At 56.4% G+C, this 13,054-nt stretch carries 13 protein-coding genes; 11 read left to right on the top strand and 2 right to left on the bottom strand.

Annotated features, from left to right (window positions below):
• The first annotated feature begins 285 nt into the window (after positions 1 to 285).
• From ACOTWU_RS10060 to ACOTWU_RS10020, 9 genes are all read left to right on the top strand, one after another.
• The gene (locus tag ACOTWU_RS10060) at positions 286 to 1,062 is read left to right on the top strand and encodes a threonine/serine ThrE exporter family protein (protein ID WP_017383842.1); all 777 of its coding nucleotides are present in this window, start codon (positions 286 to 288) and stop codon (positions 1,060 to 1,062) included.
• Positions 1,053 to 1,526 carry a threonine/serine exporter gene (locus ACOTWU_RS10055; protein WP_015572605.1) on the top strand — a complete coding sequence of 158 codons (474 nt, stop codon included), beginning with the start codon at positions 1,053 to 1,055 and terminating at the stop codon, positions 1,524 to 1,526. Before ACOTWU_RS10060 ends, ACOTWU_RS10055 begins: the two co-directional genes overlap by 10 nt.
• A 44-nt stretch (positions 1,527 to 1,570) precedes the next feature.
• A complete protein-coding gene (locus tag ACOTWU_RS10050) occupies positions 1,571 to 2,023 on the top strand; it encodes a MarR family winged helix-turn-helix transcriptional regulator (RefSeq protein ID WP_023295883.1) in 453 nt (150 codons plus the stop codon).
• An 84-nt stretch (positions 2,024 to 2,107) separates the two neighbouring features.
• Positions 2,108 to 2,536: an organic hydroperoxide resistance protein gene (locus ACOTWU_RS10045; RefSeq protein WP_003856578.1), complete on the top strand. Its 429-nt coding sequence runs from the start codon at positions 2,108 to 2,110 to the stop codon at positions 2,534 to 2,536.
• Between the two features lie 126 nt (positions 2,537 to 2,662).
• A complete protein-coding gene (gene dnaT, locus ACOTWU_RS10040; protein WP_252049371.1) occupies positions 2,663 to 3,208 on the top strand; it encodes a primosomal protein DnaT in 546 nt (181 codons plus the stop codon).
• Entirely contained in the window at positions 3,205 to 3,942 is a 738-nt protein-coding gene (gene dnaC / locus ACOTWU_RS10035) for a DNA replication protein DnaC (protein WP_003856580.1), read from the top strand. The genes dnaT and dnaC overlap by 4 nt, the downstream gene beginning before the upstream one ends.
• Positions 3,943 to 4,026: 84 nt before the next feature.
• Positions 4,027 to 4,509, top strand: a complete 483-nt coding sequence (locus ACOTWU_RS10030) for a DUF2501 domain-containing protein (RefSeq protein ID WP_015572603.1) — start codon at positions 4,027 to 4,029, stop codon at positions 4,507 to 4,509.
• A gap of 271 nt (positions 4,510 to 4,780) precedes the next feature.
• Positions 4,781 to 7,072, top strand: a complete 2,292-nt coding sequence (opgB, locus tag ACOTWU_RS10025; protein WP_047726414.1) for a phosphatidylglycerol--membrane-oligosaccharide glycerophosphotransferase — start codon at positions 4,781 to 4,783, stop codon at positions 7,070 to 7,072.
• Positions 7,072 to 7,581 carry a GNAT family N-acetyltransferase gene (locus ACOTWU_RS10020; RefSeq protein ID WP_126498712.1) on the top strand — a complete coding sequence of 170 codons (510 nt, stop codon included), beginning with the start codon at positions 7,072 to 7,074 and terminating at the stop codon, positions 7,579 to 7,581. The genes opgB and ACOTWU_RS10020 overlap by 1 nt, the downstream gene beginning before the upstream one ends.
• Positions 7,582 to 7,856: 275 nt before the next feature.
• Here the strand turns inward: ACOTWU_RS10020 and tsr are convergent, their stop codons facing one another.
• On the bottom strand, positions 7,857 to 9,521 hold the full coding sequence (gene tsr / locus ACOTWU_RS10015) for a methyl-accepting chemotaxis protein (RefSeq protein ID WP_045333483.1): 1,665 nt from the start codon (positions 9,519 to 9,521) through the stop codon (positions 7,857 to 7,859).
• 83 nt (positions 9,522 to 9,604) lie between these two features.
• The gene (gene hpaR, locus ACOTWU_RS10010; RefSeq protein WP_017383846.1) at positions 9,605 to 10,045 is read right to left on the bottom strand and encodes a homoprotocatechuate degradation operon regulator HpaR; all 441 of its coding nucleotides are present in this window, start codon (positions 10,043 to 10,045) and stop codon (positions 9,605 to 9,607) included.
• Between the two features lie 268 nt (positions 10,046 to 10,313).
• Between hpaR and hpaG the strand changes: the two genes are divergently transcribed.
• Together hpaG and hpaE are read left to right on the top strand one after the other, a co-directional pair.
• A complete protein-coding gene (gene hpaG, locus ACOTWU_RS10005) occupies positions 10,314 to 11,591 on the top strand; it encodes a 4-hydroxyphenylacetate degradation bifunctional isomerase/decarboxylase (RefSeq protein ID WP_032620873.1) in 1,278 nt (425 codons plus the stop codon).
• Complete coding sequence (gene hpaE, locus ACOTWU_RS10000; RefSeq protein ID WP_003856594.1) at positions 11,588 to 13,054, top strand: 5-carboxymethyl-2-hydroxymuconate semialdehyde dehydrogenase; 1,467 nt, start codon at positions 11,588 to 11,590, stop codon at positions 13,052 to 13,054. The genes hpaG and hpaE overlap by 4 nt, the downstream gene beginning before the upstream one ends.

The following is a 13,054-nucleotide window of genomic DNA, read 5'->3' as shown; positions in this document are numbered from 1 at the left end:
AAGAAATGTCACATGGGTTAAGAAACGCCCAATACTGGCTTAATATCGCATAAAGACCACAAAACTTTAATTAAGATTGCGTGAAAAGATTGAAAATATGAAATTAGAAATACTTAATATATTGTCTTTATAAATCTCTATTTTTATATTCATTAAATAAATAGAAAGTGCGGTTTTCTCCCCCTGCTCACGCGACTGATTGCACAAATGTTGATCTGGCCCAGCGCAAAGGGCCCTGCCCTTTGTGTTAAAAGTAAGCAATCTCTCTTCTCTTCAGGGCGTTTCATGCAGGCAGATCGGTCTACGCAACGTGCTACCACGCGGCTATGTATTCAGTGCGGGCTTTTTCTCTTACAACACGGGGCAGAAAGCGCCCTCGTGGAAGAACTTTCCACACGCCTTGGGCTGGCGCTGGGGATGGACAGCGTTGAGAGCTCCATCTCGTCAAATGCCATTGTGCTGACCACCATTAAAGACGGACAGTGCCTGACCTCCACCCGTAAAAATCATGACCGCGGCATTAACATGCACGTCGTGACGGAAGTGCAGCACATCGTGATCCTTGCTGAACACAAGCTGCTCGATCTGAGGGAGATAGAGAAACGCTTCAACCAGATCAAACCTCTCCGGTATCCACGCTGGCTGGTTGTGCTGATGGTGGGACTCTCCTGCGCCTGCTTCTGCAAGCTCAACGCGGGCGGCTGGGACGGCGCTGTCGTGACCTTCTTTGCCAGCAGCATCGCGATGTATGTCCGCCAGTTGTTGACGCACAGGCAACTGCATCCGCAAATTAACTTCTGCATCACGGCGTTCGTGGCGACAACCGTATCCGGCCTGCTTTTGCGCCAGCCTTACTTCGCCAGCACGCCTACTGTTGCGATGGCCGCCAGCGTATTGCTGCTGGTGCCGGGTTTTCCCTTAATCAACGCCGTCGCTGATATGTTCAAAGGCCACATCAACACCGGTCTGGCGCGCTGGGCGATAGCCAGCCTGCTGACGCTGGCGACCTGTATCGGGGTGGTAATGGCCATGACACTCTGGGGGTTACGCGGATGGGCGTGATGGATTTTCTGCTCGCACTGGCGCAGGACATGCTCCTGGCAGCCCTTCCCGCCGTTGGCTTTGCGATGGTGTTTAACGTCCCACAGCGTGCATTACCCTGGTGTGCGCTGCTGGGTGCCATTGGCCACGGCTCACGTATGATCATGATGACCTCGGGCTTTAATATCGAATGGTCGACGTTTATCGCCTCCATGCTGGTCGGCAGCATCGGTATTCAGTGGTCCCGCTGGTATCTGGCGCACCCGAAAGTGTTCACCGTGGCGGCAGTCATTCCTATGTTCCCGGGCATTTCAGCCTATACGGCGATGATCTCCGCCGTCAAAATCAGCCACTTTGGCTACAGCGAACCGCAGATGATCCTGCTTCTTAGCAATTTCCTTAAAGCCTCGTCGATTGTGGGCGCGCTCTCCATCGGCCTGTCGATCCCCGGATTATGGCTTTATCGCAAACGTCCACGCGTATAATAAAATCGCTTGCAATTGTATCGTGCGCTATCTATATTCATTTCATGGACGCAAAAACGAACGACACCACCAACGCGCTTCTGCTGGATAACCAGCTCTGTTTTGCCCTCTATTCGGCAAATCTGGCGCTTAACAAGCTGTACCGGCAACTGCTGGCGCCGCTTAACCTGACTTACCCGCAATACCTTGTGATGCTGGTGCTGTGGGAGCAGGATGATATCACGGTGTCAGACATTGGCGAGCGGCTGTTCCTGGATTCCGCCACGCTGACTCCCCTGCTGAAACGCCTGGAAAGCGCAGGATTAATCTTCCGCCAGCGTTCCCGTCAGGATGAGCGTCAGGTCGCCGTCACCCTGAGCGACGCGGGTCGGGCGCTGCAACAGCAGGCCGTGACGATACCCCACGCCGTGGGCTGTGCAGCGCAGTGTGATACCGACACCATGCTGGCGCTCAAGCACCAGCTCGAACTTTTGCGCCAACAGCTTCATCGCGCGTAAGGCTATACTTTACGCGTCTGATTCTAACTTAATACATCGCGCGCTATTTAATAGTGCATATAAACGTAAGATGAGGAACCTGCCATGTCTTTAGAAAAAGTTGTCTACACTGCCAAAGCCAAAGCAACCGGAGGCCGTGATGGCCGCGCAACGTCTTCCGATGGCGTTCTGGATGTCAAACTGGGTGTGCCAAAAGAGATGGGCGGCATGGGGGGTGAAGTAACCAACCCTGAACAGCTGTTCGCTGCGGGCTACTCCGCCTGCTTCCTGGGCGCAATGAAGTTCGTTGCGGCACGCGACAAATTCGCTCTGCCAAAAGACGCCTTTATTGAAGGCGAAGTGGGGATTGGCCCGCTGCCAACCGGTTTTGGTATCGAAGCGAAGCTGAACATCCACGTTGAAGGGATGGACGCAGCGGAAGCCAAAAAACTGGTGGATGCAGCGCATATCGTCTGTCCGTACTCTAACGCGACGCGCGGCAATATCGACGTGACGCTGAACATCATCGCGTAAACTGCCGCCTGTGATTTTAGCCCCGGTAAGCGTAACGCCGCCGGGGAAATCCTCTCCTTTCCTCCCCCTCTCTCTGTGCTACCATAACCCTCAATCACGTCCGTAGTAATCAGTTGAGAAAGTGTTATGTCCTCCAGAATCCTGACTACCAGCATTGCTGGCATTGATGCCTTTATGCGCGATCCTCGCGGTGTGTTGACGCACGCCGAAGGCGGCACGCTCGCGGTATTTGCCGACAACGCCCCGGCGTTTTATGCGGTCACGCCGGAACGTCTGGCGCAGCTTCTGGAAATTGAAGCGAAGCTGTCGCGTCCGGCGAGCGATGTCATGCTGGATAATCAGTTTTTTGACGAACCCGCCAGCGCCCCGGTGGCCGTTCCAATGGGGAAATTTCCCATGTACGCCGGTTGGCAGCCGGACGCCGATTTTCAGCGGCAGGCGGCCTTATGGGGAATAGCCCTCGCGCAGCCCGCGACGCCAGAAGAGCTGGCGGCCTTTACCGCTTACTGGCAGGCTGAAGGAAAAGTCTTCCACCATGTTCAGTGGCAGCAAAAGTTCGCGCGCAGTCTGCAAATCAACCGCGCCAGCTACAATGGCCAGCCAAAACGTGATATCAATGCCTTTTCAGAACCGGACAAAAAAATCCCTGATGGATTCCGAGGTGCGAAATGAAAAACGTCGGCGACCTGATGAAACGTTTGCAGAAGATGATGCCCGCCAACGTGAAGCCCGCCTTCACCACCGGTGAAGAGCTGCTGGCATGGCAAAAAGAGCAAGGTAAAATTCGCGCGGCTGCCCTCGCCCGCGAAAACCGCGCGATGAAAATGCAGCGCACCTTTAACCGCTCGGGCATTCGCCCTCTGCACCAGAACTGTTCCTTCGAGAATTATAAGGTCGAGTCACAGGGGCAGATGAACGCCCTCAACCAGGCGCGCCAGTACGTGGATGAATTTGACGGCAACATTGCCAGCTTCATCTTTAGCGGAAAACCCGGCACGGGGAAAAATCACCTTGCGGCCGCTATCTGCAACGAGCTGCTGCTGCGCGGGAAGTCAGTGCTGATTATCACCGTGGCCGATATTATGTCCGCCATGAAGGACACCTTCAGTAACCGCGAAACCAGCGAAGAACAGCTGCTGAATGATTTGAGTAACGTGGATTTGCTGGTCATCGACGAGATCGGCGTCCAGACGGAGTCCCGCTACGAAAAAGTGATCATCAATCAGATTGTCGATCGCCGTTCGTCGTCAAAACGCCCAACCGGTATGCTGACGAACCACAATATCGACGAGATGACCCGACTTCTTGGCGAGCGGGTGATGGATCGCATGAAGCTGGGTAACAGCCTGTACGTCATCTTCGACTGGGACAGCTATCGCAGCCGCGTCACCGGCAAAGAGTATTAAGATATTTCCAGGGAGCACCGGAAGAGCAGAGGTATATACTGAACCCACTTTTGGCCCAAAACGGACCTTGTTGAGTAAATCATTATGAAAAAACAGTTCCTTATCAGCATCCTTACTGGCGCCCTGCTGGTGACTGGCGCAGCGCAGGCCGCATCATGGCAGGAGTCGCTCTCCAGCGCAGCAAGTGAGTTAACCAAAGAGAGCGGCACTTCCCAGGGCGGGCTGTCAGCCTCGTCCCTCACCGGCCTGCTGAGTAACAGCTCCCAAAGCCTGAGCGCCGGAACGATGAACAACGCGGCGGGCATTCTGGAATACTGCGCGAAGCAGAAACTGGCTTCCGTTACCGATACCGAAAACATCAAAAACCAGGTGCTGGGTAAACTGGGTCTGGACACCCAGGAGCAGAAAGCGGACACCAACTATATGGACGGTATTCAGGGTCTGCTGAACGCGCAAAATGGCCAGCAGCTGAACCTCAGCACCCTTGGAAATTCATCTCTGGCGAAACAGGTGAAAACGAAAGCCTGCGATCTGGTGCTGAAACAAGGCGTTAATTTCCTCTCCTGATCGCCTCCCATTTTCTGCCACAACACGCCGGGTTTATTACGTTAGTCTTACACCGCGGCGTGAAGTGCGTTTTTTTACCCCCTGCCACCACCTCAGCCTCCGTGTGCCACGATGCGACTGTATTCAAAAATCCGATTTTATAAACCAAATCCTAACAACAGCACACTTTCGTGACACTAAAATTGCAGCTAAGCGACATCGCAATTACATTGTATTACCCAAAAAATAAGCAATTAGCCGGCTAAGCGTCCGGCATGATGAGGATCTGCTGTTGTCAGAGTTAATGTCCCTTGTCCTTTTCCTGGCTTCCATCGGCGTTTATGCCTGGAAAGCCGGTCGTCACACCTGGTGGTTTGTGGCCACCCTGGTGGTGCTCGGCATTTTTATTGTTTTAAACATTACGTTATATGCCAGCGATTACTTTACCGGCGACGGTATTAACGACGCGGTGCTCTACACGTTGACCAACAGCCTGACCGGCGCTGGTGTGGGTAAGTACATCCTTCCGGGTCTGGGGCTGGTGGTCGCCCTGGTGGGCATCTTCGCCGCGCTGGCCTGGGTTCTGCGCCGTCGCCGTCACCGTCCGCATCATCATGGCTACAGCCTGCTGGCGCTGTGCCTGGCGCTGGCCTCCGTGGATGCCAGCCCGGCATTCCATCAAATTACCGAGCTGGTAAAATCCCAGTCGCGCGATGGCGATCCGGACTTTGCGGCCTATTACAAAGAACCCTCGAAGAAGATCGACAATCCCAGACTCAACCTGGTCTATATCTACGGCGAAAGTCTGGAACGCACCTATTTTGATAACGATGCTTTCCCGAACCTGACGCCAGAGCTTGGCGCGCTGAAAGACCAGGGCCTCGACTTCAGCCACACCATGCAGCTGCCCGGTACGGATTACACCATCGCCGGGATGGTGGCCTCTCAGTGCGGCATTCCGCTGTTCGCCCCGTTTGAAGGCAACGCCTCCGCCTCAATGTCGAGCTTCTTCCCGCAGAACATTTGCCTCGGCGATATCCTGAAAAACTCGGGCTATGAAAACTACTTTATGCAGGGCGCTAACCTGCGCTTTGCCGGGAAAGATGTGTTCCTGAAATCCCACGGTTTCGATCACCTGTATGGTTCCGAAGAGCTGAAAACCACGGTGGCCGATCCGGCCTACCGCAACGACTGGGGCTTTTACGACGATACCGTTCTTGATGAAACCTGGAAGAAATTCGAGGAGCTTTCCCGCGCCGGTAAACGCTTCTCGCTGTTTGCGTTGACCGTTGACACGCATCATCCGGATGGTTTTGTCTCACGCACCTGTAAACGTCAGGGCTACGACATTGACGGTAAAAACAACAAGTCGTTCAGCGCCGTGACCTGTAGCCAGGAGCATATCGCGGCGTTAATCGAGAAAATCAAAGCGTCGCCGTATTTCAAAAATACGGTCATCGTCGTCTCATCTGACCATCTGGCGATGAAAAACAGCGCCTGGGATGAGCTGAATAAGCTGGATCGCAGCAACCTGTTCTTTGTGCTGCGCGGCGATAAACCGCAGCAGGAGATCATTGCCGCAAAACGTAACTCGATGGATAACGGCGCTACCGTGCTGGATATTCTGGGGGGCGATAACTTCATTGGCCTGGGCCGCAGTACGCTTTCGGGCCAGTCCTTGTCGGAAATCTTCCTCAACATGAAGGAAAAAATTCTCGCCTGGAAGCCGGATATCATTCGTCTGTGGAACTTCCCGAAAGAGATAAAAGATTTCACCATCGATCAGGATAAAAAAATGATCGCGTTCTCCGGCAGCCATTTCCGCCTGCCGCTGCTGCTGCGCGTGTCGGATAACCGCGTCGAGCCGCTGCCGGAAAGCGAATACTCCGCGCCACTGCGCTTCCAGCTGGCGGAATTTGCCCCGCGCGATAATTTCGTCTGGGTCGACAAATGCTACAAAATGGGCCAGCTCTGGTCGCAACAGCTGTCGCTGTCCACCGACTGGTGCGTCTCTCAGGGGCAACTCGGCGGCGAGCAGACCGTGCAACACGTTGACAAACCGCAGTGGCAGGGAAAAACCGCGTTTAAAGATACGGTTATTGATACCGCACGCTATCAGCGCAACGTAGACCTGCTGAAAATCGTCGACAACGACATTCGTTATAAAGCAGACAGCTTCATCTTTAATGTTGCCGGCGCGCCGGAAGAGGTGAAGCAGTTCAGCGGTATTTCACGGCCGGAATCCTGGGGGCGCTGGTCTAACGCGCAGTTGGGCGATGAGGTGAAAATTGAGTATACCCATCCGCTGCCGGAGAAATTCGATCTGGTGATCACCGCCAGGGCATTTGGTCCCAACGCAAACCGTCCTATACCGGTGCGCGTCGGTGATAAAGAACAGACGCTGACGCTGAGCAACGATGTCACCACCAGCACGCTGCATTTCGATAACCCAACGCGCAGCAATACGCTGGTTATTGTGCCACCCGATCCGCAGTCCACTAACGAAGGGAATATTCTCGGTCACGCTCCGCGCAAGCTGGGGATCGGCATGGTGGAGATTAAAATTGTGAGCAGCGCTGGCTGATGACGGCGTTCACTCTTCGCCCGACGCGCCTCGACAACGTCGCTGCCCTGCCCGCCATTGAACGCGCGGCGGGGCAGCGGTTTCGCGACGTTCCTAAGCTGGCCTGGCTGGCAGACAATGAGGTTATTTCTGTTGAAGATCACCTCGGTTACGCCGGACGCGGATTAAGCTGGCTGGCGCTGGCTGACGACAGGCCCGTGGGTTTTATTCTCGCCGAAGCTCATCCATCGTCGCTGTTTATTGTGGAACTGTCGGTTCACCTGGACTGGCAGGGACGAGGTCTTGGACGCCAGTTAATCGCCCGTGCCGCCGCGCATGCCCGCAGTCTGGGGCTGAACTCGCTGACGTTAACGACGTTTCGTGATGTCCCGTGGAATGCGCCCTTCTACAGGCGATTAGGGTTTGAAATGATGACGACGCTGACGCCGGAACTGCGCCAGAAACGCGAGGAAGAGACGGCGCACGGTTTAGCGTATGGTTCCCGCTGCGCCATGCGCCTGCCTCTGTAAAATCGCCCGGTGGCGCTGCGCTTACCGGGCCTACAAAACCCAATTCCGCCGTCCGGGTAAGGCGAAGCCGCTCCCGCCAAAACGCACACCCTGTAGGCCGGGTAAGGCGTAGCCGCCACCCGGCGAAACGCACAACCCGTAGGCCGGGTCAGGCGCAGCCGCCACCCGGCAAAACGCACATCCCGCAGGCCGGGTCAGACGCAGCCGCCACCCGGCGAAACGCACAACCCGTAGGCCGGGTCAGGCGCAGCCGCCACCCGGCAAAACGCACAGCGTCAGAACGTTTCCCAGTTATCGCCCGCATCTGCGGTAGCCGGTTTACGCGCCACTACCGGTGCGGCAACGCTTTTCGCGGAGGCGAACTCGCGCGCCTTCATCTGTTCCTGCTGAATACGGAACACCGCAACGGCCTGCGTCAGACGGCTCGCCTGCTCTTCCAGTGCCGCGGCCGCCGCCGCAGACTCTTCCACCAGCGAGGCGTTCTGCTGCGTCACGCGATCCATCTCAGCCACCGCCAGCCCAACCTGGTCGATACCGCGGCTCTGCTCGTCAGACGCAGACGCGATTTCGCCCATGATATCCGTCACGCGCGTTACCGCATTCACGATCTCACCCATGGTTTCACCCGCGCTTTCAACAAGCGTTGAACCAATTTCCACGCGCCCCACGGAGTCTTCAATCAGGCTCTTGATCTCGCGAGCCGCCTGCGCGCTGCGCTGCGCCAGGTTTCGGACTTCACCTGCAACCACCGCAAAACCACGCCCCTGCTCGCCCGCACGCGCCGCTTCTACCGCCGCGTTCAGCGCCAGAATATTGGTCTGGAAGGCAATCCCGTCGATCACGCTGATGATATCGGCGATTTTCTGCGAACTGCCGGCGATGTCACGCATGGTCTGCACCACGTTATCCACCACCTTGCCGCCTTTCTGCGCGGTTTCAGACGCGCTCAGCGCCAGGTTGCTCGCCTGACGGGCGTTCTCGGCGTTCTGCTTCACGGTGGCAGTCAGCTGTTCCATGCTGGCGGCGGTCTCTTCCAGAGAGGCAGCCTGCTGTTCGGTACGGGATGAGAGATCGTTATTGCCCATCGAGATTTCGCTCGCACCGCTGTAAATAGCGTTGGCGCCGTTACGCACGTCACCCACGGTACGCACCAGCTCGCCCTGCATATGGCGCAGGGAGTCAGCCAGTACACCCATCTCGTTGGAGCCTTCCACGTCGATGCGCTTCACCAGGTCGCCGCTGGCGATATGACGAATGCTGTCAATCAGACGGTTCAGCGGCGAAATTAGCGCCTGACGAATACCCAGCCAGACGGCAACAATCACCACCAGCACCGCAGCCAGCACGCTAATCAGCACCCAGATAGCCTGGCGGTAAGAGCTGTTGCTGTCTTCAACCGCGGTCTGATACAGCGCGTCGTTCTGTTGCAGGTAGTTGACGTACTGCTTCTCAAAGCCATCCTGATAGCTCTGGGTCGGCTGGTCGAAGAACTCATTGATTTTGCCCGCCCCCAGCAGCTGGATCAGCTCAGCCAGCGCGCCATGGTAGATACCGTAATTACGTTTGATTTCCACTGCCGCAGCGTCGCTCTGACGCGGGTCGCGCGGCAGCGCTTCGTAATCCGCCCAGTTTTTTTCCGCCTGTTTCAGAGACGCAGAGGCAATCTGCATCAGCTCGGCGACGGTTGAGCCGCTGCCGATATTGTTCTGATCCATCATATAGCGGATACCCGCGCGGTTCAGGGTGTTACGGGTTTGCAGCAGCGCCACCCAGCTACCGTTCAGGGTGGATTGTTGCTGGCGAATTGTTTGCAGGATGGTGAAATTCTCTTTGTCATGCTTCAGGGCATTGAAGAAAAGACCACCAGACGTGAGTTGTAAAAGGCCAAATATCGCTAAAACCAGCAGTAAGCTGGTGACAATCTTGATTCGGTTTAACATGTTTTCTCTTTCCTCAGGCAGATACAGAATATTCGGCCTGGCATGAGAAAACTTTACGAAAATCATCCTGGAATTTAGGGTTTTTACGCTTCGTCCCTCGCGGCGATATGTCGGTTTCCAAGTTCAATAAACTCTTCCAGCAGCGCCGTGAGCTGCTTCATCTTCTCAGGCGTATATTCCGCCTCTATCTGCTGGTACGCCTCTTCCACCTGAGCCTGAGCACGCTGGTACAGCGCGTTGCCTTCTTTCGTCAGCGACACGTACAGCTTGCGCTGGTCAGTCACCGGTTTTAAGCGCAGCACCAGACCGTCGCGCTCCATCCGCGTCAGAATGCCGGTCAGGCTTGGGCGCAAAATACAGGTGCGGAACGCCAGATCGTGAAAATCCATGGAGGGATGCTCGGCCAGCACGCGGACGATACGCCACTGCTGCTCGGTCAGATTATGCCGCTTCACTATCGGGCGGAAGTAGCCCATCGCCGCTTCACGCGCCTGCAACAGCGCGATGGTTAATGAGTCATGCATCATCTACCCCTTACATCATTAACAAATAAACAATTAAAAACAGATGCTTTTATAGACAACACGTTTTAACCCAAAAAGTCTAACAGAAACAAAGCTATTTTTTTAACTTATTGATTTAAATATCAATCCACCCTTTTATGTAAATTTATTGTTATTTGCATCACAAATTATTCACTTCTGATTGCGAAACGAACAGCAAAAGCATAAAACCAGATCATTAACATATTAATGAAATCAAAACCGGACAGCCGGTTTGAGGAGTATGGGAATGAAAGGTACTGTTTTTGCCGTAGCGCTAAACCACCAAAGCCAGCGTGTGGCCTGGGCTGAGGCGTTTGAAAAAGCCCCCTATAACGCGCCGCCAAAAACGGCGGTGTGGTTTATCAAGCCACATAACACTGTTATCCGCGCAGGCGAACCGATTCCCTTCCCGCAGGGAGAAACCGTGTTAAGCGGCGCGACGGTGGCGCTGGTGGTGGGCAAAACCGCCAGCAAAGTACGCGTTGAAGAGGCGGCGGCGTACATCGCCGGCTACGCGCTGGCTAACGAAATCAGCCTGCCGGAAGAGAGCTTCTACCGTCCGGCGATCAAGGCCAAATGCCGGGATGGATTTTGCCCGCTCGGCGAACCTGTCGCCGTTAATAACGTTGATAATCTGACCATCATCACCGAGATCAACGGCCGCGAAGCGGACCACTGGAACACGGCCGATCTGCACCGCAACGCCGCCGAACTGCTGAGCGCCCTGAGCGAATTTGCCACCCTGAACCCCGGCGATGCGATATTGCTCGGCACTCCGCAAAGCCGCGTCGAAGTTCGCCCGGGCGATCGGGTACGTATTCTGGCAGAAGGATTTCCGCCGCTGGAAAACCCGGTGGTGGAGGAACGCGACGTTGCCATCGCTTCGCGCACGCCGCCGCACGCCACGCTGTTTGCCCTCGGTCTGAACTATGCCGACCACGCCAGCGAGCTGGACTTCAAGCCACCCACCGAGCCGCTGGTGTTTATCAAAGCGCCGAATACCTTCAACGGCGACAACCAGACGTCGGTGCGCCCGAACAATATCGAGTACATGCATTACGAAGCGGAGCTGGTGGTGGTCATCGGCAAAACCGCGCGCAAGGTCAGCGAAGCCGAGGCGATGGACTACGTGGCGGGCTATACGGTGTGCAACGATTACGCCATCCGCGATTATCTCGAAAACTACTATCGCCCGAACCTGCGGGTGAAAAGCCGCGACGGGCTGACCCCCATCAGCCCGAACGTAGTGCCAAAAGAAGCCATTCCTGACCCGCACAACCTTCGTCTTCGCACCTACGTCAACGGTGAACTGCGTCAAGAAGGCACCACGGCAGACCTGATCTTCAGCATCCCCTACTTAATTGCGTATCTGAGCGATTTTATGACCCTGCAACCGGGCGACATGATTGCCACCGGCACGCCGAAGGGGCTGTCCGACGTGGTGCCGGGCGATGAGGTGGTGGTGGAAGTGGAAGGCGTAGGCCGTCTGGTAAACCGAATTGTCAGTGAGGAGACTGCAAAATGAAAAAGATTAACCACTGGATCAACGGTAAAAACGTCGCCGGAAGTGAGTACTTCCAAACCACTAACCCGGCCTCCGGCGAGGTGCTGGCAGAAGTGGCCTCAGGCGGCGAAGCCGAAATCCATCAGGCCGTTGCCGCCGCCAAAGAGGCGTTTCCGAAATGGGCCAACCTGCCGATGAAGGAGCGCGCACGCCTGATGCGTCGCCTGGGGGATCTGATTGACCAGAACGTGCCGGACATTGCCGCGATGGAAACCGCCGACACCGGCCTGCCGATCCACCAGACCAAAAACGTGCTCATTCCGCGCGCCTCGCACAACTTCGAGTTCTTCGCCGAGGTGTGCCAGCAGATGAACGGCAAAACCTACCCGGTCGACGACAAGATGCTCAACTACACCCTGGTGCAGCCGGTGGGTGTCTGCGCGCTGGTGTCGCCGTGGAACGTGCCGTTTATGACCGCCACCTGGAAGGTCGCGCCGTGCCTGGCCTTAGGGAATACCGCGGTGCTGAAGATGTCTGAACTCTCCCCGCTGACCGCCGACCGTCTGGGCGAGCTGGCCCTCGAAGCGGGCATTCCGGCGGGCGTGCTCAACGTGGTGCAGGGCTATGGCGCCACGGCGGGCGACGCGCTGGTGCGTCATCATGACGTGCGCGCCGTCTCCTTCACCGGCGGTACCGCCACCGGGCGCAACATCATGAAAAACGCCGGGCTGAAGAAGTATTCCATGGAGCTGGGCGGCAAATCTCCGGTGCTGATTTTTGAAGACGCGGACATTGAGCGCGCGCTGGACGCCGCCCTGTTTACCATCTTCTCCATCAACGGCGAACGCTGCACCGCCGGCTCGCGCATCTTCATCCAGCAGAGCATCTACCCGGAGTTCGTCAAACGCTTTGCCGAGCGCGCCAACCGCCTGCGCGTGGGCGACCCGACCGATCCGAACACCCAGATTGGCGCGCTCATCAGCCAGCAGCACTGGGAAAAAGTCTCCGGCTACATCCGCCTCGGCATTGAAGAGGGGGCAACCCTGCTGGCGGGCGGCCCGGACAAACCGACCGATCTGCCTGCGCACCTGAAAGGCGGCAACTTCCTGCGCCCGACCGTGCTGGCGGATGTCGATAACCGCATGCGCGTGGCGCAGGAAGAGATCTTCGGGCCAGTGGCCTGCCTGCTGCCGTTTAAGGATGAAGCGGAAGGGCTGCGCCTGGCGAACGACGTGGAGTATGGCCTGGCATCTTACATCTGGACCCAGGACGTCAGCAAAGTGCTGCGTCTGGCGCGCAACATCGAAGCGGGCATGGTGTTCGTTAACACCCAGAACGTGCGCGACCTGCGCCAGCCGTTTGGCGGCGTGAAGGCCTCCGGCACCGGGCGTGAGGGCGGCGAATACAGCTTCGAGGTCTTCGCGGAGATGAAGAACGTCTGCATCTCCATGGGGGACCATCCGATTCCAAAATGGGGGATCTGA

This window comes from Enterobacter cloacae complex sp. GYL001 (genome assembly GCF_049237125.1).
GTDB classification, from domain to species: Bacteria; Pseudomonadota; Gammaproteobacteria; order Enterobacterales; family Enterobacteriaceae; genus Enterobacter; species Enterobacter hormaechei_C.
Note: the sequence above shows the minus strand (reverse complement) of the source record. Positions and strands in the feature narration are given on the sequence as shown.

Excerpts from the sequence above, each read along its gene's own strand:
- tsr (WP_045333483.1), bottom strand. The coding sequence starts at position 9,521 with ATGTTAAACCGAATCAAGATTGTCACCAGCTTACTGCTGGTTTTAGCG.
- dnaC (WP_003856580.1), top strand. The coding sequence starts at position 3,205 with ATGAAAAACGTCGGCGACCTGATGAAACGTTTGCAGAAGATGATGCCC.
- hpaR (WP_017383846.1), bottom strand. The coding sequence starts at position 10,045 with ATGCATGACTCATTAACCATCGCGCTGTTGCAGGCGCGTGAAGCGGCG.
- ACOTWU_RS10045 (WP_003856578.1), top strand. The coding sequence starts at position 2,108 with ATGTCTTTAGAAAAAGTTGTCTACACTGCCAAAGCCAAAGCAACCGGA.
- ACOTWU_RS10060 (WP_017383842.1), top strand. The coding sequence starts at position 286 with ATGCAGGCAGATCGGTCTACGCAACGTGCTACCACGCGGCTATGTATT.
- dnaT (WP_252049371.1), top strand. The coding sequence starts at position 2,663 with ATGTCCTCCAGAATCCTGACTACCAGCATTGCTGGCATTGATGCCTTT.
- ACOTWU_RS10030 (WP_015572603.1), top strand. The coding sequence starts at position 4,027 with ATGAAAAAACAGTTCCTTATCAGCATCCTTACTGGCGCCCTGCTGGTG.
- ACOTWU_RS10055 (WP_015572605.1), top strand. The coding sequence starts at position 1,053 with ATGGGCGTGATGGATTTTCTGCTCGCACTGGCGCAGGACATGCTCCTG.
- hpaE (WP_003856594.1), top strand. The coding sequence starts at position 11,588 with ATGAAAAAGATTAACCACTGGATCAACGGTAAAAACGTCGCCGGAAGT.
- ACOTWU_RS10020 (WP_126498712.1), top strand. The coding sequence starts at position 7,072 with ATGACGGCGTTCACTCTTCGCCCGACGCGCCTCGACAACGTCGCTGCC.
- ACOTWU_RS10050 (WP_023295883.1), top strand. The coding sequence starts at position 1,571 with ATGGACGCAAAAACGAACGACACCACCAACGCGCTTCTGCTGGATAAC.
- hpaG (WP_032620873.1), top strand. The coding sequence starts at position 10,314 with ATGAAAGGTACTGTTTTTGCCGTAGCGCTAAACCACCAAAGCCAGCGT.